This is a genomic window from Citrobacter sp. Cpo040 (assembly GCF_030332915.1).
Lineage (GTDB): Bacteria > Pseudomonadota > Gammaproteobacteria > Enterobacterales > Enterobacteriaceae > Citrobacter > Citrobacter portucalensis.
Map to the genome: position 1 here is coordinate 1390903 of NZ_JAOWGX010000034.1, position 21828 is coordinate 1412730.

Here is a 21828-nt window from a genome sequence, read left to right on the forward strand (position 1 = left end):
CAAAAGGGAAACATAATGAAAACAAAACTGATTACCTTACAAGATGCTACAGGCTTCTTTCGTGACGGCATGACCATCATGGTCGGTGGTTTTATGGGGGTTGGCACACCGCCTCGCCTGGTTGAAGCCCTGCTGGAATCCGGCGTCAGAGATCTGACGCTGATTGCTAACGATACTGCATTTGTCGATACCGGTATCGGGCCCCTGATCGTCAATGGGCGGGTGAGCAAAGTCATTGCCTCGCACATTGGCACCAACCCGGAAACCGGTCGTCGCATGATTGCCGGCGAGATGGACGTACAGTTGGTTCCGCAAGGTACCCTGATCGAGCAAATTCGCTGCGGCGGCGCGGGTCTTGGTGGTTTTCTGACGCCTACCGGCGTTGGCACCATCGTGGAGGATGGTAAGCAGACCATCACGCTCGAGGGCAAAACCTGGCTGCTTGAACGACCATTGCGCGCCGATTTAGCGCTTATTCGCGCCCATCGCTCTGACATGCTTGGCAACCTCACCTACCAGCTCAGCGCCCGAAACTTTAACCCTCTGATTGCTCTCGCCGCTGACATCACGCTGGTTGAACCGGATGAAATGGTTGAAACAGGTGAGCTACAGCCTGACCAGATTGTTACCCCCGGCGCCGTTATCGACCATATCGTCATTCCACAGGAGAGCTAATGATGGATGCTAAACAACGTATTGCGCGCCGGGTGGCGCAAGAGCTTCGCGATGGCGATATCGTCAACTTAGGTATTGGCCTGCCAACCATGGTAGCCAACTACTTGCCTGCAGATATTCACATTACGCTGCAATCTGAGAACGGTTTTCTCGGACTGGGCCCGGTGACCACCGCGCATCCTGATCTGGTGAACGCGGGCGGCCAACCGTGCGGTATTTTGCCAGGCGCGGCGATGTTTGATAGCGCTATGTCGTTCGCGTTGATTCGCGGCGGTCACGTTGATGCTTGTGTGCTGGGTGGGTTACAGGTGGATGAGCAGGCTAACCTTGCCAACTGGGTGGTCCCGGGGAAAATGGTGCCTGGCATGGGTGGCGCAATGGATCTGGTGACCGGTGCACGGAAAGTCATTATCGCTATGGAGCATTGTGCGAAAGACGGCTCAGCGAAAATCCTGCGCCAATGCACCATGCCGCTCACCGCGCAGCATGCTGTGCACATGCTGGTCACTGAACTTGCCGTATTCCGCTTTATTGACGGCAAAATGTGGCTGACTGAAATTGTTGAAGGATGTGATGTCGCCACGCTGCGTGAAAAAACTGAAGCGCAGTTTGCTATTGCCGACGATCTGCTCATCCTGCGAGGTGACGCATGATTGGCCGCATCGCTCGCTTTATGACACGGGTGGTCAGCCGCTGGCTGCCCGACCCGCTGATTTTCGCCATGTTGTTAACATTGCTGACCTTCGGCATCGCGCTATGGTTAACGCCACAGACGCCCATCAGCATGGTGAAATTCTGGGGTGACGGTTTCTGGAACCTGCTGGCGTTTGGTATGCAGATGGCGCTAATCATCGTGACCGGCCATGCGTTAGCCAGTTCCGGGCCGGTGAAAAGCCTGCTGCGTACGGCGGCATCCGCTGCCAAAACCCCCGCTCAGGGCGTAATGCTGGTCACTTTTTTTGGTTCGGTTGCCTGCGTTATCAACTGGGGATTCGGTCTGGTAGTCGGGGCGATGTTCGCCCGCGAAGTCGCTCGTCGGGTACCGGGCTCCGATTATCCGTTACTGATTGCCTGCGCCTACATCGGCTTCCTGACCTGGGGCGGTGGTTTTTCCGGGTCAATGCCTTTGCTGGCGGCAACGCCTGGCAACCCGGTCGAGCACGTAGCGGGGTTAATTCCTGTCGCGGATACCCTGTTCACCGGCTTCAATATCTTCATCACCGTGGCACTGATTGTGGTAATGCCGTTCATCACGCGCATGATGACGCCAAAACCTGCAGATGTGGTGAGCATCGATCCGAAACTATTACTGGAAGAAGCTGATTTTCAGAAGAAGCTGCCGCCAGACGCGCCGCCATCGGAAAAACTGGAAGAAAGCCGCATTCTGGCACTGATCATCGGTGCATTAGGTATTGCCTATCTGGGCATCTACTTTGCCGAGAAAGGTTTCAACATCACCATCAATACCGTCAACCTGATGTTTATGATTGCCGGTCTGCTGCTGCATAAAACACCGATGGCCTATATGCGTGCCGTCAGCGCTGCCGCACGTAGCACCGCCGGGATTCTGGTGCAATTCCCCTTCTACGCCGGTATTCAGTTGATGATGGAGCACTCCGGTCTCGGCGGGCTTATTACCGAGTTTTTCATTAACGTCGCCAACAAAGATACCTTCCCGCTGATGACCTTCTTCAGTTCAGCGCTGATTAACTTTGCCGTGCCGTCCGGCGGCGGCCATTGGGTTATTCAGGGACCGTTCGTCATGCCTGCGGCGCAGGCGCTGGGTGCCGATCTTGGCAAATCAGTGATGGCCATCGCCTACGGGGAGCAGTGGATGAACATGGCACAACCATTCTGGGCGCTACCGGCGCTGGCCATCGCCGGGCTGGGCGTGCGCGACATTATGGGGTACTGCATCACCGCCCTGCTCTTCTCCGGCGTCATTTTTGTTATTGGATTGACCCTGTTCTGACGGCAACAACTTATTAAAAGGAACTGAAAAATGAAAAACTGTGTCATCGTCAGCGCGGCACGTACCGCAATCGGCAGTTTTAACGGCGCACTGGCAACAACGGGGGCCATCGAGCTTGGAGCCACCGTCATTAGAGCCGCCCTTGAGCGTGCTCACCTTGATCCACTGCACGTGGACGAGGTGATTATGGGCAACGTGTTGCAGTCAGGACTCGGACAAAATCCGGCGCGTCAGGCATTGTTAAAAAGCGGCCTGTCCGACACCGTTTGCGGCTTCACCGTCAACAAAGTGTGCGGCTCGGGCCTGAAAAGCGTGGCGCTTGCCGCCCTCGCAATTAAGGCAGGACAAGCTCAGGCGATCGTTGCGGGAGGGATGGAAAACATGAGCCAGGCCCCCTACCTGTTAGACGCAAAGGTCCGCTGGGGATATCGTCTTGGTGATGGGCAATTGTCCGACGTTATTCTGCGCGACGGTCTGATCTGCGCCGAGCATGGGTACCATATGGGGATCACCGCAGAAAATGTCGCTAAAGAGTACGGCATCAGCCGCGAAATGCAGGATGAACTGGCACTGCAGTCACAGCGTAAAGCCGTGGCCGCAATCGCGTCCGGCGCATTCCAGGCTGAAATCGTGCCCGTCAGCGTATCGTCCCGTAAAAAAACCATCATCTTTGAGCGCGATGAGTTTCCCAAAGCTGACTCGACGGCGGAAGGCCTCGCCGCCTTGCGCCCGGCTTTCGATAAAACAGGAACCGTCACTGCAGGCAACGCTTCGGGGATCAACGACGGTGCTGCGGCATTAGTGGTAATGGAAGAGTCAGCGGCACTGGCGGCAGGGCTAAAACCGCTGGCGCGGATCAAAGCCTGGGCCAGCGGCGGCGTGGCACCGGCGATGATGGGGATGGGGCCGGTTCCGGCCACGCAAAAAGCGCTACAGCTGAGCGGGCTGCAGCTGTCCGATATCGATCTTATCGAAGCCAACGAGGCATTTGCCGCGCAGTTTCTTGCCGTCGGCAAAACGCTGGGGTTCGATCCGCAAAAGGTTAACGTCAACGGCGGGGCCATTGCGCTGGGACATCCTATTGGCGCCAGCGGCGCACGAATTCTGGTTACGCTGCTGCATGCGCTACAGGCGCGCGATCAAACGCTTGGGCTTGCCACGCTGTGCATCGGCGGCGGTCAGGGAATCGCAATGATTGTGGAACGCATGAATTAAAAAAAGGGCCGGATTTCTCCGGCCCTTTTTATAGCGTCTTAATTACTCGTCAGCGTCATCCGCTGCTGCATCGTCATCGCTTTCCGCTTCAGGTGCGATATCCTCGTCACCTTCAGCTGCACTTCCGTCGATGGAGTCGAGCTCTTCATCATCAACCGGTTCAGCAACGCGTTGCAGACCCACGACGTTTTCGTCTTCCGCAGTACGGATAAGGATAACGCCCTGGGTATTACGCCCTACCACGCTGATTTCCGACACGCGAGTACGTACCAGCGTACCTGCGTCGGTGATCATCATGATCTGGTCGGTATCCTCAACCTGCACAGCGCCAACAACGGAACCGTTGCGCTCGGTAACCTTGATGGAGATAACGCCCTGGGTCGCACGAGACTTGGTCGGATACTCTTCCGCCGCCGTACGTTTACCGTAACCGTTCTGAGTAACGGTCAGGATAGCGCCTTCACCGCGCGGAACGATCAGCGATACCACGCTATCTTTTTCCGCCAGCTTGATACCGCGTACACCGGTCGCGGTACGACCCATTGCACGGACAGCATCTTCTTTAAAGCGCACCACTTTACCAGCCGCAGAGAACAACATGACTTCGTCACTGCCGGACGTCAGATCTACACCAATCAGTTCGTCGCCTTCGTTCAGGTTAACCGCAATAATACCGGCAGAACGCGGACGGCTGAACTCGGTCAGCGCCGTTTTCTTCACGGTACCGCTAGCGGTTGCCATGAAGACGTTCACGCCCTCTTCGTACTCACGTACTGGTAGAATTGCGGTAATACGTTCGTTAGCTTCCAGCGGCAGCAGGTTGACGATTGGACGTCCACGTGCGCCACGGCTTGCTTCCGGCAACTGATAGACCTTCATCCAGTACAAACGACCACGGCTGGAGAAGCAGAGGATCGTGTCATGGGTGTTGGCCACCAGCAGGCGGTCAATAAAGTCTTCTTCTTTAATGCGTGCTGCTGATTTACCTTTACCGCCACGACGCTGCGCTTCGTAATCGGTTAACGGCTGATATTTCACGTAGCCCTGATGAGACAAGGTTACGACAACATCTTCCTGGCTAATCAGATCTTCGATGTTGATGTCAGCGCTGTTCGCGGTGATTTCAGTACGACGAGCGTCACCGAACTGTTCACGAATCAGCTCCATCTCTTCACGGATAACTTCCATCAGACGATCGGCGCTGCCCAGAATGTGCAGCAGTTCAGCGATCTGTTCCAGCAGCTCTTTGTATTCGTCGAGCAGTTTTTCGTGCTCAAGGCCGGTCAGTTTCTGCAAACGCAGATCCAGAATAGCCTGGGCCTGCTGTTCAGTCAGATAGTACTGACCGTCACGCACGCCAAATTCCGGCTCCAGCCATTCAGGACGCGCGGCGTCATCACCGGCACGTTCCAGCATGGCGGAAACGTTGCCCAGTTCCCACGAACGCGCAACCAGCGCAGCTTTCGCTTCAGCCGGGGTCGGCGCGCGGCGGATCAGTTCGATGATCGGATCGATGTTCGCCAGCGCAATCGCCAGCGCTTCAAGGATGTGCGCACGGTCGCGGGCTTTACGCAGTTCAAAGATAGTACGACGGGTTACGACTTCACGGCGGTGACGTACGAACGCGGCAATAATATCTTTCAGGTTCATGATCTTCGGCTGGCCATGGTGCAATGCAACCATGTTGATACCGAAGGAAACCTGCAGTTGGGTCTGGGAATAGAGATTGTTCAGAACCACTTCCCCGACCGCATCGCGTTTCACTTCAATCACGATGCGCATACCGTCTTTGTCAGACTCGTCACGCAGCGCGCTGATGCCTTCAACGCGTTTGTCTTTTACCAGCTCGGCGATTTTCTCAATCAGGCGCGCTTTGTTTACCTGATACGGAATTTCGTGAACGATGATGGTTTCACGACCCGTTTTGGCATCCGCTTCGACTTCCGCGCGTGCGCGAATGTACACTTTGCCACGGCCGGTACGGTAGGCTTCTTCGATACCACGACGACCGTTGATGATCGCGGCAGTCGGGAAGTCCGGACCCGGAATATGTTCCATCAGCCCTTCAATGCTGATGTCTTCATCGTCAATATATGCCAGACAGCCGTTGATCACTTCGGTCAGGTTGTGCGGCGGAATGTTGGTCGCCATACCTACCGCGATACCGGACGAACCGTTCACCAGCAGGTTAGGAATTTTGGTCGGCATGACGTCAGGAATTTGTTCGGTGCCGTCATAGTTATCGACGAAATCAACCGTTTCTTTTTCCAGGTCAGCCATCAGCTCATGGGCGATTTTCGACATACGGATTTCCGTATAACGCATCGCCGCTGCGGAGTCGCCATCGACAGAACCAAAGTTACCCTGACCATCTACCAGCATGTAGCGCAAGGAGAATGGCTGCGCCATACGAACAATGGTGTCGTAAACGGCGGTATCACCATGAGGGTGGTATTTACCGATTACGTCACCAACGACACGGGCAGATTTTTTATAGGCTTTATTCCAGTCGTTGCCCAATACGTTCATGGCGTAAAGTACGCGACGGTGAACCGGTTTCAGGCCATCTCGGACGTCCGGCAGCGCACGGCCAACAATGACCGACATCGCATAATCCAGATAGGAGCTCTTCAGCTCTTCCTCAATGTTGACCGGTGTAATTTCTCTCGCAAGGTCGCTCATCTAACCGCTATCCCTCTACTGTATCCCGGATTCAAAGGTCGCAAATTATAACACATCCGTGCAGATTCAGGTAAATGGATTCCCCCTGACAGAGGCTTTATTCATCCCGTCAGGCTGATATACTCATTTGCATCGCAAATTTAGGAGTAGAAGCCCCAATGAATGCCGAAAAACCTCCGGTAGCTCACAACGTTGACCATGAAGAAATTGCCAAGTTTGAAGCAGTCGCGTCACGCTGGTGGGATCTTGAGGGTGAATTTAAGCCGCTGCACCGCATTAACCCACTGCGTCTGGGCTATATTACTGAGCGCTCAGGCGGCCTGTTTGGTAAAAAGGTACTCGACGTCGGATGCGGCGGCGGTATTCTGGCGGAGAGTATGGCGCGCGAAGGTGCCACCGTCACCGGACTGGACATGGGTTTTGAACCGCTGCAGGTAGCAAAACTGCATGCACTGGAAAGCGGTATCCAGGTAGAGTACGTACAAGAAACCGTCGAAGAGCATGCGGAAAAGCATGCACATCAGTATGACGTTGTCACCTGCATGGAAATGCTGGAGCACGTGCCAGACCCACAGTCAGTGGTCAGAGCTTGCGCCAGGCTGGTCAAACCGGGTGGCGAAGTATTTTTCTCCACGCTTAACCGCAACGGCAAATCCTGGCTGATGGCGGTGGTCGGAGCGGAATATATTCTGCGCATGGTGCCGAAAGGCACGCACGATGTGAAAAAATTTATTAAGCCTGCTGAATTATTAGAGTGGGTTGACCAGACCGTACTGAAAGAGCGCCATATGACCGGCCTGCATTACAACCCCATCACCAACACCTTCAAACTTGGCCCGGGCGTTGATGTGAACTATATGGTACATACCACCGCCAAGGTTGATTAACCGCTCCTGTAGGCCGGATAAAGCGTGCAACGCCGCCATCCGGCATGCTTACTGGAACCATACCTGATGACGTTTCGCTTATCAGGCCTACAAATCCTGTGCCAGATCATAAGAACTTTCCTTGCCTTAGATGAAGAAATCAGCACTCGATCAAATTTTCTATTTTTTTTCTCAATTATTGACATCCCCGCCAGGCCTTATAAGACGCGCACTTAGCGATTATCACCCTTTTGCAACCTCAATTTAACCTCAAAATCAACTCTTGTGCTGAAAAGAATCCCTACTAGAATACTCACCATATAGCGTCTATTTTATCAAACAACCCCTACATATAGTATTTATCCACAGACTTAGTCACAACATGACTCTGTGGATAATATGGGGGATATTTTTTCTTTCACGGACAGGTAAAAAACCACATGAATCAGAGTCTGCTGGTGACAAAGCGTGATGGTAGTACAGAGCGCATCAATCTCGACAAAATCCACCGAGTTCTGGATTGGGCGGCAGAAGGACTGAATAACGTATCGATTTCTCAGGTCGAGCTGCGCTCCCACATTCAGTTTTATGACGGAATCAAGACCTCCGACATCCATGAAACAATCATCAAAGCAGCCGCCGACCTGATCTCCCGCGAAGCGCCGGATTATCAGTATCTGGCTGCCCGTCTGGCGATTTTCCACCTGCGTAAAAAAGCGTACGGTGAGTTTGAACCGCCAAAGCTGTTCGACCATGTCGTGAAAATGGTTGAAATGGGCAAATACGACAATCATCTGCTGGAAGACTACACGGAAGAAGAGTTCAAGCAGATGGACTCGTTCATCGTACACGACCGTGATATGACCTTCTCCTACGCTGCGGTGAAGCAGTTGGAAGGTAAATATCTGGTGCAAAACCGTGTTACCGGTGAGATCTATGAAAGCGCACAGTTCCTCTACATTCTGGTAGCGGCTTGCCTGTTCTCTAACTATCCGCGTGAAACACGTCTGCAATATGTAAAACGTTTCTACGACGCCGTTTCTACGTTCAAAATCTCGCTGCCGACGCCAATTATGTCCGGCGTGCGTACCCCAACGCGTCAGTTCAGCTCCTGCGTACTAATCGAGTGCGGCGACAGCCTGGACTCCATCAACGCAACCTCCAGCGCAATTGTGAAATACGTTTCTCAGCGTGCCGGTATCGGCATTAACGCTGGTCGCATCCGTGCGCTGGGTAGCCCGATTCGCGGCGGTGAAGCGTTCCACACCGGCTGTATTCCGTTCTACAAGCATTTCCAGACTGCAGTGAAATCCTGCTCTCAGGGTGGCGTACGCGGTGGTGCAGCCACGCTGTTCTACCCAATGTGGCACCTGGAAGTTGAAAGCCTGCTGGTCCTGAAAAACAACCGTGGCGTAGAAGGCAACCGCGTACGTCACATGGACTACGGCGTGCAGATCAACAAACTGATGTACACCCGTCTGCTGAAAGGCGGCGACATCACCCTGTTCAGCCCGTCCGACGTCCCGGGTCTGTATGACGCGTTCTTCGCCGATCAGGATGAGTTCGAGCGTCTGTACACCCAATATGAAAACGACGACAGCATCCGCAAACAGCGCGTGAAAGCAGTTGAGCTGTTCTCACTGATGATGCAGGAACGTGCCTCGACCGGTCGTATCTACATTCAGAACGTTGACCACTGCAACACCCACAGCCCGTTTGATCCGGTTGTCGCGCCGGTACGCCAGTCCAACCTGTGCCTGGAAATAGCCCTGCCGACCAAACCGCTGACCGACGTTAACGATGAAAACGGCGAAATTGCGCTGTGTACGCTGTCCGCATTTAACCTGGGCGCTATCGAAAGTCTGGACGAACTGGAAGAGCTGGCCGTACTGGCGGTACGTGCGTTGGATGCGCTGCTCGATTACCAGGATTATCCGATTCCGGCCGCCAAACGCGGTGCGATGGGTCGTCGTACGCTGGGCATTGGCGTGATCAACTACGCTTACTGGCTGGCGAAAAACGGTAAACGCTACTCTGACGGCAGCGCCAATAACCTGACTCACAAAACCTTTGAAGCGATTCAGTATTACCTGCTGAAGGCTTCTAACGAGCTGGCAAAAGAGCAAGGCGCATGCCCGTGGTTTAACGAAACTACCTATGCGAAAGGCATTCTGCCGATTGATACCTATAAAAAAGACCTGGATGCTATCGTCAGCGAGTCCCTGCATTACGACTGGGAAAGCCTGCGCGAATCAATTAAAACTCACGGTCTGCGTAACTCCACGCTGTCAGCCCTGATGCCGTCCGAGACCTCTTCGCAGATCTCCAACGCCACCAACGGCATTGAACCGCCACGCGGTTACGTGAGCATCAAAGCATCGAAAGATGGAATTCTGCGTCAGGTCGTGCCGGACTACGAACACCTGCACGACGCATACGAACTTCTGTGGGAAATGCCAAACAACGACGGCTATCTGCAGCTGGTAGGCATCATGCAGAAATTTATCGATCAGTCGATTTCCGCCAACACCAACTACGATCCGTCGCGCTTCCCGTCCGGAAAAGTACCGATGCAGCAGTTGCTGAAAGACCTGCTCACCGCCTACAAATTTGGTGTCAAAACGCTGTATTATCAGAACACCCGTGACGGTGCGGAAGACTCTCAGGACGATCTGGTACCGTCCATTCAGGACGATGGCTGCGAAAGCGGCGCATGTAAGATTTAATCTTTTGCCGGGTGGCGTAGCGCTTACCCGGCCTATAAATTAATTCGCGGTATTGTAGGCCGGATAAGCAAAGCGCATCCGGCAGTACATTCCAGACAGGATTCACATCAATGGCATACACCACTTTTTCACAGACGAAAAATGATCAGCTTCTGGAACCGATGTTCTTCGGCCAGCCGGTGAACGTCGCCCGCTACGATCAGCAAAAATATGACATCTTTGAAAAACTGATCGAAAAGCAGCTCTCTTTCTTCTGGCGTCCGGAAGAAGTCGATGTTTCTCGCGATCGTATCGACTTCCAGGCATTGCCGGAACATGAAAAACATATCTTCATCAGCAACCTGAAGTATCAGACGCTGCTGGACTCCATTCAGGGACGTAGTCCTAACGTCGCGCTGCTGCCGTTAATCTCGATCCCTGAACTGGAAACCTGGGTGGAAACGTGGGCGTTTTCTGAAACGATCCACTCCCGCTCTTATACCCACATCATCCGTAATATCGTTAACGATCCGGCGGTGGTGTTTGACGATATCGTCACCAACGAGCAAATCCAGAAACGCGCAGAAGGCATCTCCAGCTACTACGACGAATTGATCGAGATGACCAGCTACTGGCATTTGCTCGGTGAAGGTACGCATACCGTTAATGGTAAAACGGTTGTCGTAAACCTGCGTGAGCTGAAGAAGAAGCTGTATCTGTGCCTGATGAGCGTGAACGCGCTGGAAGCGATCCGCTTTTATGTCAGCTTCGCCTGCTCTTTCGCCTTCGCCGAACGTGAACTGATGGAAGGCAACGCGAAAATTATTCGTCTGATCGCCCGCGACGAAGCCCTGCACCTGACCGGTACTCAGCATATGCTGAACCTGCTGCGCAGCGGCGTGGACGATCCGGAGATGGCGGAAATTGCCGAGGAGTGCAAACAAGAATGCTACGACCTGTTCGTACAGGCCGCGCTGCAGGAAAAAGAGTGGGCAGATTATCTGTTCCGTGATGGCTCAATGATTGGCCTGAACAAGGACATTCTGTGCCAGTACGTTGAGTACATCACCAACATCCGTATGCAGGCTGTTGGGCTCGATCTGCCATTCCAGACACGTTCTAACCCGATCCCGTGGATCAACACCTGGCTGGTGTCTGACAACGTCCAGGTTGCGCCGCAGGAAGTGGAAGTCAGCTCTTATCTGGTCGGCCAGATCGATGCCGAAGTCGATACTGACGATCTGAGTAACTTCCAGCTCTGATGGGCCGCGTGACTCTGCGCATCTCTGGCACGCAGTTGCTGTGCCAGGATGAACACCCTTCCCTGCTTGCCGCGCTCGAGTCGCACGATGTTGAAGTCGAATATCAGTGTCGTGAAGGATACTGCGGCTCCTGCCGTACCCGCCTGGTGGCGGGACAGGTTGACTGGATTGCAGAACCGCTGGCCTTCATTCAGCCCGGTGAAATATTGCCGTGCTGTTGCCGGGCAAAAGGCGATATTGAAATAGAGTTATAGTGTTTAGTGAACTTCATGCGCGGAGACCAGTACCACGTCTCCGCGTTTTTTCATCTGCATGATATACAGCGCCCCGGCCAGTACCGCCAGCAGCGCACCCACCAGATAAATCGCCCGATATCCCACACCCTCGACCATCATCCCCATGATAAACGCGCCGATTGCCATTCCTGCATCCATCGCATTGAAAAACAGCGAATTGGCGATACCAATTTTATGGGGTTCCACCGAACTAATAATTTGTGTCTGAAATACGGGTGTGACCGAACCATAACCGATGCCAATTAATCCACCGGAAATAATCATCATAATGCTGCCGTTAGTATAGCCAAGCGCCACCAGCCCGACGGTGAAGGCCAACAAACACGGATAGACCACGTATTTCGGCCCTTTTTTATCACAAATATTGCCGGTAAAGGTTCGACAGATCATCAGGCAAATGGCGTAGCACAGCAGGAAATTACTGGCGGCGGCCATTAGATCGAGCTCGCGCGCATACAGTGCGAGAAAAGCGGAAACGCCCGCGTACGAAAAGGTCATGAAAAACGTCACCATCGCGAAAGGCAGTGCGGCGCGATCAAACATTGCAGCAAATCCCAGCTTCGGTTTTGAGCCGTCAGCATGACGGATAACCGGCGGTACGGCGACAATCAATGACAGGATAATACCCAGTACGGCAACCGCGCTACACAGCCAGAATGCAGTGGTAAAAGCTTCCCAGCGTGCCATGTTCAACCCTACCCACGGCCCCACAACCATTGCCAGTCCCATGGCTAACGAGAAAAAACTGATGCCCTCCCCACGTCGGGAGGCCGGTATCAACCGCGCGGAAATCGTTCCTTTTACCGTGGTAATAACGCCAAACGTTACACCATGAAGCACCCGAATCAACAGCAGTGATTCAATTGAGTGGCAAAAAGGATACAGCGCAGTGACCACCAAAAAGGCCAGAGAAGAGAGCACCAGAATTGTTTTATTCGAATATTTTCCTACCCATTGTCCCGCAAACGGGCGCACAACAATTGCGGCCCCCAAAAAGAAGGTGACTAATAATCCGGCCTTATCTGGAGTGGCATGCAGTCGATCCGAAATATAGATCGGTAACAGCGTGAGCAGGACATAAAAAACAAAAAATATAATAAAGCTGATTATCGTTATTGCCCAAAAATCTTTCGTCCACAGTTTTTCTTTCATATTCGACAACCTGTCCAGACGGCGCACGCAGGCAACGCTCAGCTCAACTGAACTACGGACAGGTGCGTCGAAGTGTGATTTTACGGTAGACCGCAAGTATAAACAGGTCCATTATATTAGAGAAATTAATCGTTTTAATATTGTTGATTAGAGGGAACTAATGACATTAACCCAGATCCACGCCCTGCTTGCCGTACTTGAGTACGGTGGTTTTACCGAAGCCAGCAAGCGGCTGTACATGACCCAATCCGCCGTTAGCCAGGCAATTTCAGCGCTAGAGGAAGAGCTAGGGGTTGATATTCTTATCCGCGAACGCCGCAAAGACATTCAACTTAGTCCGGCCGGGAGTCGGATCGTTTCACACCTGCGGACGATCGTGTCTGAAACCAACGCGGTGAAAGAGATTGCCGAGCAAGAGCGACAAAACCCAGCCAGAACCCTGCGTATCGGCTGCTTTCCCAGCGCCTGTGCCTGTATTTTGCCCGGCATCATCCACCACTTCGAACAGCATCACCCGCACATCAAAATTATCCCTTATGAAGAAAACAGCACGGCAATCGTTGATTCCCTGCGCAGTGGGGACATCGATGCGGGATTTGTGCATTTCCCGGTAAATGGCATGTACTGCGTACCGGTGTATCGCGACAAATTTACCGTTGTAGTTCCTGAAAGCCATCCGCTGGCGGCCAAAAGCACAATTTCAGTGGAACAACTGGTTGGAGAACCGCTCATTATCAGCAAAGGTCGCTATGAATTAAGCATCATGGCGCTATTTAAAGAGAAGGGAATTGAACCGGTCATTAAATACGAGTTTAACCATCCGGATACCGCGATGAGCTTTATTCGTCAGGGGCTGGGTATAGCGTTATTACCGGAATTAACGCTGAAGGCGGTTGGTGGGAAAGTACGCTCAGTCGCGCTGGAACCGACGTTCTATCGACAGATATCCTTACTGGCAAAAGAGCCGCCGGTGGACGGCAGCCCTTTATTTCTCCTGCAGGCATGTATGGAAACGTTGACAGCAGACGGCCTTATCTAGCAGTTAAAACGTTTCATCCATTTAGGCCTGTGACCGGAGGTGCATCACAGGCCTTACGCCATCACTCTTTATTCAAGAATTTCACTGCTTTGTCGGGGAAGTCGGTGAACAGCCCGTCAACGCCCGCCTTGTTATAAAGAATGTCATACAGCTGGTTTACGTCAGTGGTGTAATCCGGCAGTTGATCGGCGCGAACGGTATAAGGATGCACCACCATCTTGTTCTGATGTGCGTCCTGCACCATGCCAGTTAACGAGATATTGCCCTTCTTCGACTTCTCATCAATCAGCATGTGGTAGTCCGGCCCAATGCCATCCGCATACTGCGCAACCTGCTTCATGGCACCCGGCTTAAACATCCAGTCGTAGTTGTAATTAACCCAACTACCGTCCGGCTTTTTCTCCTGAGTTTCATTCCAGTCGGTGTACGCAATCAACTGTACCAGATTGAGATCCATCCCCATCTTCGGTTCCAGTTCATTCTTAATGCGCTTTAACTCTGCAACATCAAAACATTGCAGATAGACCTTGTCGTTCTTGTCGGTATACCCGTACTTTTTCAGTACTTCCAGCGTCTTAGCCGCAATGTCCTTCCCTTCCTGGTGATGGAACCACGGCGCTTTCATTTCCGGGTAAATACCGATGTTTTTACCGGTGGAATGATTTAATCCCTGAACAAACTCAATCTCTTCTTCGAACGTGTGCACGCGGAAATCAGATTTACCCATCGGGAAGCGCCCTGGGTAGGTCTGGACCTTTTTGCCATTTTCGATATCGAAGCCTTCGGTAAATTTCAGCGATTTAATTTCATCCAGCGTAAAGTCGATAGCGTAGTAACGCCCGTCTTTACGCGCCCGATCCGGGAAACGCTCGGCAACATCGGTGACGCGGTCAAGATAATGGTCATGCAGGACGACCAGATGGTCATCCTTGGTCATCACCAAATCCTGCTCCAGATAATCCGCACCCTGGGCATAGGCCATCGCTTTCGCTGGCAGCGTATGCTCCGGTAGATAACCGCTCGCACCACGGTGCGCAATCACGATTTTATCTGCGGCAACCGCCGCGCTGCTGACCACCATACCTGTGAGCATCAGCGCCACGCTGAGACTTTTCAATGTAGTTTTCATCTATTAGCCCCCGTTACGTTTCAGTTGCATCTCTTCGTGATGGCGTTTTTCGCCAATCATGACGACCACCAGCAGGATAACCGCCAGCACGCTACCGCCAATCATCACCATAAAGCCGCCGTCCCAACCGAAGAAGTCAACGGTGTAGCCAACAATGGCGCTCGCAGCCACAGAACCGCCGAGATAACCGAACAGACCGGTAAAGCCAGCTGCCGTTCCCGCCGCTTTTTTCGGTGCCAGTTCCAGCGCGTGCAGACCAATCAACATTACCGGGCCGTAGATCAAGAAGCCGATGATGATCATACAAGCCATATCCACGTTCGGGTTGCCTGCCGGGTTCATCCAGTAAACGATGGTCGCAATAGTTACCAGCGTCATAAAGAACACGCCGGTCGCACCACGGTTACCACGGAAGACTTTATCCGACATCCAGCCGCACAGCAGCGTGCCCGGAATACCCGCATACTCATACAGGAAGTAGGCCCAGGATGATTTATCGAGTGCGAAATGCTTCACTTCTTTCAGGTAGGTCGGTGACCAGTCCAGGATGCCGTAGCGCAGCAGATAAACAAACACGTTGGCGATAGCGATGTACCACAACAGTTTGTTTGGCAGTACATACTGCATGAAGATCTGCTTCGCAGTCAGCTCTTCTTCCGCTTTCTCGTTGTAATCGTCCGGATAGTCGTTCTTATACTCTTCGATAGGCGGCAGGCCGCAGGACTGCGGCGTATCACGCATCATAGCAAAGGCGAACAGCGCAACCACAATCGCACCGAAAGCAGGCATATACAGCGCCGCTTTCCAGTCATTGAACCAGGCCATACCGAGCAGGAACAGCAGAGGAGGCAGACCGCCGCCCACGTTGTGCGCACAGTTCCAGACGGAAACAATACCGCCACGTTCTTTCTGCGACCACCAGTGCACCATGGTACGACCACACGGCGGCCACCCCATCCCCTGGAACCATCCGCAGAGGAACAGCAGCACAAACATTATCGCAATGCTCGATGTCGCCCACGGCACAAAGCCCATAAACAACATCACTGCGGCAGCCAGAATCAAACCTGCTGGCAGGAAAACGCGCGGATTCGAGCGATCCGAAACGGACCCCATGATGAATTTCGAAAATCCGTAAGCGATGGAGATACCGGACAACGCAAAACCCAGATCGCCGCGAGAGAAACCCTGCTCAACCAGATATGGCATCGCAAGGGCAAAGTTCTTACGTACCAGATAGTACGCGGCATAACCAAAGAAAATCCCCAGAAAAATCTGCCAACGTAATCGACGATATGTCGGGTCGATCTCCGCTGCAGGTAAACGCGCCGTGTGTGACGCTGGTTTAAAAATGCTCAACATAGTGTAGCCTCCGTGGCCGTCTTTCATTCGAAGTAAACACTGCAGTTCGTCATTACTACCCTACCGCTCCCAGTGTGGCCGCGATGTTAAGGAAAGATACATAACAAAAATGTGAAACGCAGCACATATTGTTACAGATTTATGACAAATGTTCATAAAGGCGCACGAAATCACGTTTCATTTTCGAATAATGAGCGATTATGCGCGAAATCAAACAATCCATGTTTTTTATGTGGCTAAATGATAAAAAACGAACTGTGAGGAAAAACAATGAAAACTCGCGACTCGCAAACAAGTGACGTGATTATCATTGGTGGAGGAGCAACAGGTGCAGGGATCGCACGTGACTGTGCGCTGCGCGGGTTGCGCGTCATCTTAGTGGAACGCCACGATATCGCCACAGGTGCGACCGGACGCAACCACGGCCTGCTGCACAGCGGTGCACGCTACGCCGTCACCGACGCTGAATCTGCCCGTGAGTGCATCAGCGAAAACCAAATTCTGAAACGTATCGCCCGTCATTGCGTTGAGCCAACGGACGGTCTGTTTATTACTCTGCCGGAGGATGAGCTGTCCTTCCAGGCCACCTTTATTCGCGCATGTGAAGAGGCAGGGATTCGCGCAGAAGCGATTGACCCTCAGCAGGCACGTATTATCGAACCTTCTGTGAATCCACAGCTGATTGGTGCAGTAAAAGTACCAGACGGCACGGTCGATCCTTTCCGCTTAACAGCAGCTAACATGCTGGATGCGCGTGAGCATGGCGCGGTTATCTTAACGGCGCATGAAGTGACGGGGCTGCTCCGCGAAGGCGCAACGGTTTGCGGCGTTAACGTGCGCAATCATCTGACAGGCGAAATGCAGTCCCTGCATGCACCGGTTGTCGTCAACGCCGCTGGGATCTGGGGTCAACGCATTGCGGAATATGCCGATCTGAGCATCCGTATGTTCCCGGCCAAAGGTTCGTTGCTGATTATGGATCATCGCATTAACCAGCATGTCATTAACCGCTGCCGTAAGCCTTCTGACGCCGATATTCTGGTGCCTGGCGATACCATTTCACTGATCGGTACCACCTCACAGCACATTGATTACGACGATATCGACAGCAACCGCGTCACCGCAGAAGAGGTCGATATTCTGCTGCGTGAAGGCGAGAAGCTGGCGCCGATTATGGCGAAAACGCGCATTTTACGCGCCTACTCCGGCGTACGCCCGCTGGTGGCCAGCGACGACGACCCAAGCGGTCGTAACGTCAGCCGTGGGATTGTACTGTTCGATCACGCTGAACGTGACGGACTGGAAGGGTTTATCACCATTACCGGCGGCAAACTGATGACCTACCGCCTGATGGCGGAATGGGCCACCGATGCCGTTTGCCGTAAGCTGGGCAATACCCAGCCTTGCACAACGGCAGACACCGCGCTGCCTGGCTCACAGGAATCTACCGAGCATACGCTTAAACGCGTGATCTCATTGCCCGCGCCACTACGCGGCTCGGCGGTCTACCGTCACGGCGATCGCACCCCTGCGTGGCTTAGCGAAGGCCGTCAGCACCGCAGCCTGGTCTGCGAATGCGAAGCAGTCACCGCAGGCGAAGTGCAATACGCCGTCGAGAATTTAACCGTCAACAGCCTGCTCGATTTGCGTCGCCGTACCCGTGTTGGAATGGGGACCTGCCAGGGCGAATTGTGTGCCTGCCGCGCCGCAGGTTTGCTGCAACGTTTTAATGTCACTACCGCAGCGCAGTCCATTACCCAGCTTTCCGATTTCCTCAACGAACGCTGGAAAGGCGTGCAGCCTATCGCCTGGGGAGATGCGCTGCGCGAAAGCGAATTCACGCGCTGGGTTTATCAAGGGTTGTGTGGTCTGGAAAAGGAGCACCAGGATGAAATTTGATACCGTCATTATCGGCGGCGGCCTCGCCGGACTGCTATGTGGCCTGCAACTGCAAAAAAGCGGACTGCGCTGCACGATTGTTACCCGCGGCCAAAGCGCCCTGCATTTTTCTTCCGGCTCACTGGATTTGCTCAGCAGCTTACCCGATGGTCAACCGGTGACGGATATAGAAGCGGGTTTGAATGCACTGCGCACTCAGGCACCCGCACATCCGTATAGCACCATCGGAACGCAGAACGTTCTGGAACTGGCCCAGCAGGCGCAAAATTTACTGGAAGAATGCGGAACACATTTGCAGGGCAAAGTGCATCAGGCGCATCAACGTGTTACCCCGCTGGGCACCCTGCGCTCAACCTGGTTAAGTTCCCCGGAAGTGCCGGTCTGGCCGCTGTCCGCACAGCGTATCTGCGTTGTAGGGATTAGCGGGTTACTGGATTTTCAGGCGCATCTCGCCGCAGCGTCATTACGTCAACGCAATCTCAGCGTCGAGACAGCAGAAATCGAGCTACCGGAGCTGGATGTCCTGCGTGATAACCCAACCGAGTTTCGCGCCGTTAATATTGCGCGCCTGCTGGATAACGAAGATAAATGGTCGCTGCTCTATGACGCATTGCTGCCAATGGCAAAAACCTGCGACATGATAATCATGCCGGCATGCTTTGGTCTGGCAGATGAGCGGCTCTGGCAGTGGCTTAACGAGCGCCTCCCCTGCTCTCTGACACTGTTACCGACCCTACCACCTTCGGTACTGGGCATGCGTTTGCACAACAAATTACAGCGCCAGTTTGTGCGCCAGGGCGGTGTGTGGATGCCGGGTGATGAAGTGAAAAAAATCACCTGTCAGGATGGCGTGGTCAGCGAAATCTGGACCCGAAATCATGCCGATATCCCCTTGCGGCCACGTTTCGCCGTGCTCGCCAGCGGCAGTTTCTTCAGCAGCGGGCTGGTCGCCACGCGTGAGGCAATCTACGAACCAATCCTGGGACTGGATGTACAGCAAACAGCTACCCGCGCCGAGTGGTATCAGCGTGATGTTTTCGATCCACAACCGTGGCAACAGTTTGGCGTGACTACCGATTCCGCATTACGCCCATCACTGGCGGGAAAAACGATAGAAAACATGTATGCCATTGGTTCCGTCCTCGGCGGATTCGACCCTATCGCCCAGGGTTGCGGAGGCGGCGTGTGCGCAGTTAGCGCCTTACATGCCGCGCATCATATTGCGAAACGTGCAGGAGGACAGCAATGAGCGACACACGTTTTGAAAGTTGTATCAAATGTACGGTGTGCACCACCGCCTGCCCGGTAAGCCGCGTCAATCCGAGCTACCCGGGTCCTAAGCAGGCCGGCCCGGACGGTGAACGTCTGCGCCTGAAAGATGGCGCGCTATATGACGACGCGCTGAAATACTGCATCAACTGTAAACGCTGCGAAGTGGCCTGTCCGTCAGACGTGAAAATCGGCGATATTATCCAGCGCGCGCGCGCCAAATACGACACGACGCGCCCATCGTTGCGTAACTTTGTCTTAAGCCATACCGATTTAATGGGTAGCGTATCCACCCCCTTCGCCCCAATAGTGAATACCGCCACCTCTTTAAAACCGGTGCGTCAACTGCTGGATTACGCGCTAAAAATCGATCATCGCCGTACGCTGCCGAAGTACTCCTTTGGCACCTTCCGCCGCTGGTATCGCAGCGTTGCCGCACAGCAGGCGCAGTATCAGGATCAGGTCGCCTTTTTCCACGGCTGTTTTGTGAATTACAACCATCCCCAGCTCGGCAAAGACCTGATCAAGGTGTTGAATGCGATGGGTACTGGCGTGCAACTGCTGAGTAAAGAGAAATGCTGCGGCGTACCGCTGATTGCCAACGGTTTTACCGATAAAGCGCGTAAGCAGGCAGTAAGCAACGTGGCCTCACTCAGAGAGGCGATTGATGGCAAAGGCATTCCGGTGATCGCCACCTCATCAACCTGTACCTTTGCGCTACGTGATGAATATCCGGAAGTGCTGGATGTCGACAACTCAGGCCTGCGTGAACACATTGAACTGGCAACCCGCTGGCTATGGCGCAAGCTGGATGAAGGTAAAACGCTGCCGCTGAAAACGCTGCCGCTGAAGGTGGTCTATCACACGCCATGTCACATGGAGAAAATGGGCTGGACGCTCTATACGCTGGAGCTACTGCGACAAATTCCAGGGCTGGAGCTGACGGTGCTGGATTCTCAGTGTTGCGGGATTGCCGGGACTTACGGCTTTAAAAAGGAAAACTATCCGACGTCACAGTCTATTGGCGCACCGTTATTCCGCCAAATTGAAGAAAGCGGCGCTGATATCGTCGTCACCGACTGCGAAACCTGTAAATGGCAGATTGAGATGTCTACAAGCAAAAGCTGCGAACATCCTATCACCCTGCTTGCCAAAGCGTTGGGTTAACTCTGTTGCCCGGTAGCATTTGCTACCGGGCATTTTTGCGTAGTCCGTTCCGCTTAATTGAATACGTTGCAGTCGGACGTATTTATCTCTGATTCACCCACGCAAAGAACACATTTCCCGCATGCAGCGCATATTAAAAGTGGATACCGTCACGCCATCTTCTCTTTCTGGTGACGGACTACCATGGCTAAATCCACTACATCTATACCGCATGATGCCGTTTTTAAAAAGATAATGTCTTACCCTGAGATGGCTCGGGATTTTCTGGATATACACCTTCCCATCGCATTACGTGAGATATGTGATTTACAAACGCTGAAGCTGGAGTCCACCAGTTTTATCGAGCAGGATCTCCGCGCATACTACTCCGACGTAGTGTGGTCACTAAAAACCCGCGAAGGTCAGGGCTATATTTATTGTGTTATTGAACATCAGAGTACCGCGGTACCGCATATGGCATTTCGCCTGATGCGTTATGCCACCGCGGCGATGCAGCATCATCTTGATGCCGGGAATAAAACGCTGCCGCTGGTGATCCCCATGTTGTTTTATCACGGTCAACAAAGTCCCTATCCCTGGTCGCTCAACTGGCTGGATGAATTTGAAAATCCGCAACTGGCACGACAACTGTATTCAGAGGCTTTTCCGCTGGTCGACATTACCGTAATACCTGACGATGAAATCGCGCAGCATCGCGGGGTTGCGCTGCTTGAGTTGATGCAAAAACATATCCGCGATCGTGATTTAATGGGGTTAGTGGACCGCCTGGTCTCGCTATTAATTACAAGCACTGCTAATGACAGCCAGCTACAAACGCTATTTAATTACCTGATACGGTACGGCGACGTTTCTCGCGTCAGTGAGTTTATCCGCGAAGTTGCCGAACGATCCCCCCATCACAAGGAGAAGCTGATGACAATTGCAGAGAGGCTCAGGCAGGAAGGCCACCAAAATGGACTGCAAGAAGGGATACAGCAAGGGGTGCAAAAAGGTACGCAAGAAGAAGCCTTACGTATCGCTCACATAATGCTGGAACAAGGTATTGATCGTGATTTAGTTCAGTTAATTACCGGGCTATTGCCTGGCGATACCACCGCATGAACCAGATTGGGAAGGCATTTAGCCTTCCCAATCAATG

At 53.2% G+C, this 21828-nt stretch carries 17 protein-coding genes; 13 read left to right on the top strand and 4 right to left on the bottom strand.

The window, feature by feature from the left end; genetic code table 11:
- Positions 1 to 15: 15 nt before the first annotated feature.
- The 4 genes from atoD to OGX86_RS11450 are packed head-to-tail and all read left to right on the top strand — an operon-like array spanning position 16 to position 3862.
- On the top strand, positions 16 to 675 hold the full coding sequence (gene atoD / locus OGX86_RS11435) for an acetate CoA-transferase subunit alpha (RefSeq protein ID WP_069323408.1): 660 nt from the start codon (positions 16 to 18) through the stop codon (positions 673 to 675).
- Between the two features lie 2 nt (positions 676 to 677).
- A complete protein-coding gene (locus OGX86_RS11440) occupies positions 678 to 1328 on the top strand; it encodes a 3-oxoacid CoA-transferase subunit B (RefSeq protein ID WP_137350036.1) in 651 nt (216 codons plus the stop codon).
- Positions 1325 to 2647, top strand: coding sequence for a TIGR00366 family protein (locus OGX86_RS11445; RefSeq protein ID WP_262798731.1), 1323 nt, complete (start codon positions 1325 to 1327; stop codon positions 2645 to 2647). Before OGX86_RS11440 ends, OGX86_RS11445 begins: the two co-directional genes overlap by 4 nt.
- A 30-nt stretch (positions 2648 to 2677) precedes the next feature.
- The gene (locus tag OGX86_RS11450) at positions 2678 to 3862 is read left to right on the top strand and encodes an acetyl-CoA C-acetyltransferase (protein ID WP_286640079.1); all 1185 of its coding nucleotides are present in this window, start codon (positions 2678 to 2680) and stop codon (positions 3860 to 3862) included.
- A 42-nt stretch (positions 3863 to 3904) separates the two neighbouring features.
- Here the strand turns inward: OGX86_RS11450 and gyrA are convergent, their stop codons facing one another.
- The gene (gyrA, locus tag OGX86_RS11455) at positions 3905 to 6544 is read right to left on the bottom strand and encodes a DNA topoisomerase (ATP-hydrolyzing) subunit A (protein ID WP_003834662.1); all 2640 of its coding nucleotides are present in this window, start codon (positions 6542 to 6544) and stop codon (positions 3905 to 3907) included.
- A 158-nt stretch (positions 6545 to 6702) separates the two neighbouring features.
- Here gyrA and ubiG point away from each other — a divergent pair, with 158 nt between their 5' ends.
- The 4 genes from ubiG to yfaE all read left to right on the top strand — a co-directional run bounded on the left by ubiG (position 6703) and on the right by yfaE (position 11631).
- Complete coding sequence (gene ubiG / locus OGX86_RS11460; RefSeq protein ID WP_008785314.1) at positions 6703 to 7431, top strand: bifunctional 2-polyprenyl-6-hydroxyphenol methylase/3-demethylubiquinol 3-O-methyltransferase UbiG; 729 nt, start codon at positions 6703 to 6705, stop codon at positions 7429 to 7431.
- 419 nt (positions 7432 to 7850) lie between these two features.
- On the top strand, positions 7851 to 10136 hold the full coding sequence (gene nrdA, locus OGX86_RS11465; RefSeq protein ID WP_048215880.1) for a class 1a ribonucleoside-diphosphate reductase subunit alpha: 2286 nt from the start codon (positions 7851 to 7853) through the stop codon (positions 10134 to 10136).
- Between the two features lie 110 nt (positions 10137 to 10246).
- Complete coding sequence (gene nrdB / locus OGX86_RS11470; RefSeq protein ID WP_003834668.1) at positions 10247 to 11377, top strand: class Ia ribonucleoside-diphosphate reductase subunit beta; 1131 nt, start codon at positions 10247 to 10249, stop codon at positions 11375 to 11377.
- Complete coding sequence (yfaE, locus tag OGX86_RS11475; protein ID WP_003027609.1) at positions 11377 to 11631, top strand: ferredoxin-like diferric-tyrosyl radical cofactor maintenance protein YfaE; 255 nt, start codon at positions 11377 to 11379, stop codon at positions 11629 to 11631. The genes nrdB and yfaE overlap by 1 nt, the downstream gene beginning before the upstream one ends.
- 3 nt (positions 11632 to 11634) lie before the next feature.
- On the opposite strand, the gene OGX86_RS11480 is transcribed toward yfaE, so the two are convergent.
- The gene (locus OGX86_RS11480) at positions 11635 to 12825 is read right to left on the bottom strand and encodes an MFS transporter (RefSeq protein ID WP_286640082.1); all 1191 of its coding nucleotides are present in this window, start codon (positions 12823 to 12825) and stop codon (positions 11635 to 11637) included.
- A 160-nt stretch (positions 12826 to 12985) separates the two neighbouring features.
- Between OGX86_RS11480 and OGX86_RS11485 the strand changes: the two genes are divergently transcribed.
- On the top strand, positions 12986 to 13864 hold the full coding sequence (locus OGX86_RS11485) for a LysR family transcriptional regulator (protein WP_286640084.1): 879 nt from the start codon (positions 12986 to 12988) through the stop codon (positions 13862 to 13864).
- Between the two features lie 61 nt (positions 13865 to 13925).
- Here the strand turns inward: OGX86_RS11485 and glpQ are convergent, their stop codons facing one another.
- Positions 13926 to 14993 (bottom strand): glycerophosphodiester phosphodiesterase, encoded by a 1068-nt coding sequence (glpQ, locus tag OGX86_RS11490; RefSeq protein ID WP_032944051.1) that lies wholly within the window; start codon positions 14991 to 14993, stop codon positions 13926 to 13928.
- Between the two features lie 3 nt (positions 14994 to 14996).
- On the bottom strand, positions 14997 to 16355 hold the full coding sequence (gene glpT, locus OGX86_RS11495) for a glycerol-3-phosphate transporter (protein WP_032944053.1): 1359 nt from the start codon (positions 16353 to 16355) through the stop codon (positions 14997 to 14999).
- Between the two features lie 270 nt (positions 16356 to 16625).
- On the opposite strand from glpT, the gene glpA reads away from it, so the two are divergent.
- The 4 genes from glpA to OGX86_RS11515 all read left to right on the top strand — a co-directional run bounded on the left by glpA (position 16626) and on the right by OGX86_RS11515 (position 21791).
- Positions 16626 to 18254 (top strand): anaerobic glycerol-3-phosphate dehydrogenase subunit A, encoded by a 1629-nt coding sequence (gene glpA / locus OGX86_RS11500; RefSeq protein ID WP_048224690.1) that lies wholly within the window; start codon positions 16626 to 16628, stop codon positions 18252 to 18254.
- Positions 18244 to 19503, top strand: a complete 1260-nt coding sequence (glpB, locus tag OGX86_RS11505; RefSeq protein ID WP_103014185.1) for a glycerol-3-phosphate dehydrogenase subunit GlpB — start codon at positions 18244 to 18246, stop codon at positions 19501 to 19503. The genes glpA and glpB overlap by 11 nt, the downstream gene beginning before the upstream one ends.
- Positions 19500 to 20690 carry an anaerobic glycerol-3-phosphate dehydrogenase subunit GlpC gene (gene glpC, locus OGX86_RS11510; protein ID WP_048224697.1) on the top strand — a complete coding sequence of 397 codons (1191 nt, stop codon included), beginning with the start codon at positions 19500 to 19502 and terminating at the stop codon, positions 20688 to 20690. The genes glpB and glpC overlap by 4 nt, the downstream gene beginning before the upstream one ends.
- Before the next feature lie 183 nt (positions 20691 to 20873).
- Positions 20874 to 21791, top strand: coding sequence for an Rpn family recombination-promoting nuclease/putative transposase (locus OGX86_RS11515; RefSeq protein ID WP_286640086.1), 918 nt, complete (start codon positions 20874 to 20876; stop codon positions 21789 to 21791).
- The last annotated feature ends 37 nt before the right edge of the window (positions 21792 to 21828 follow it).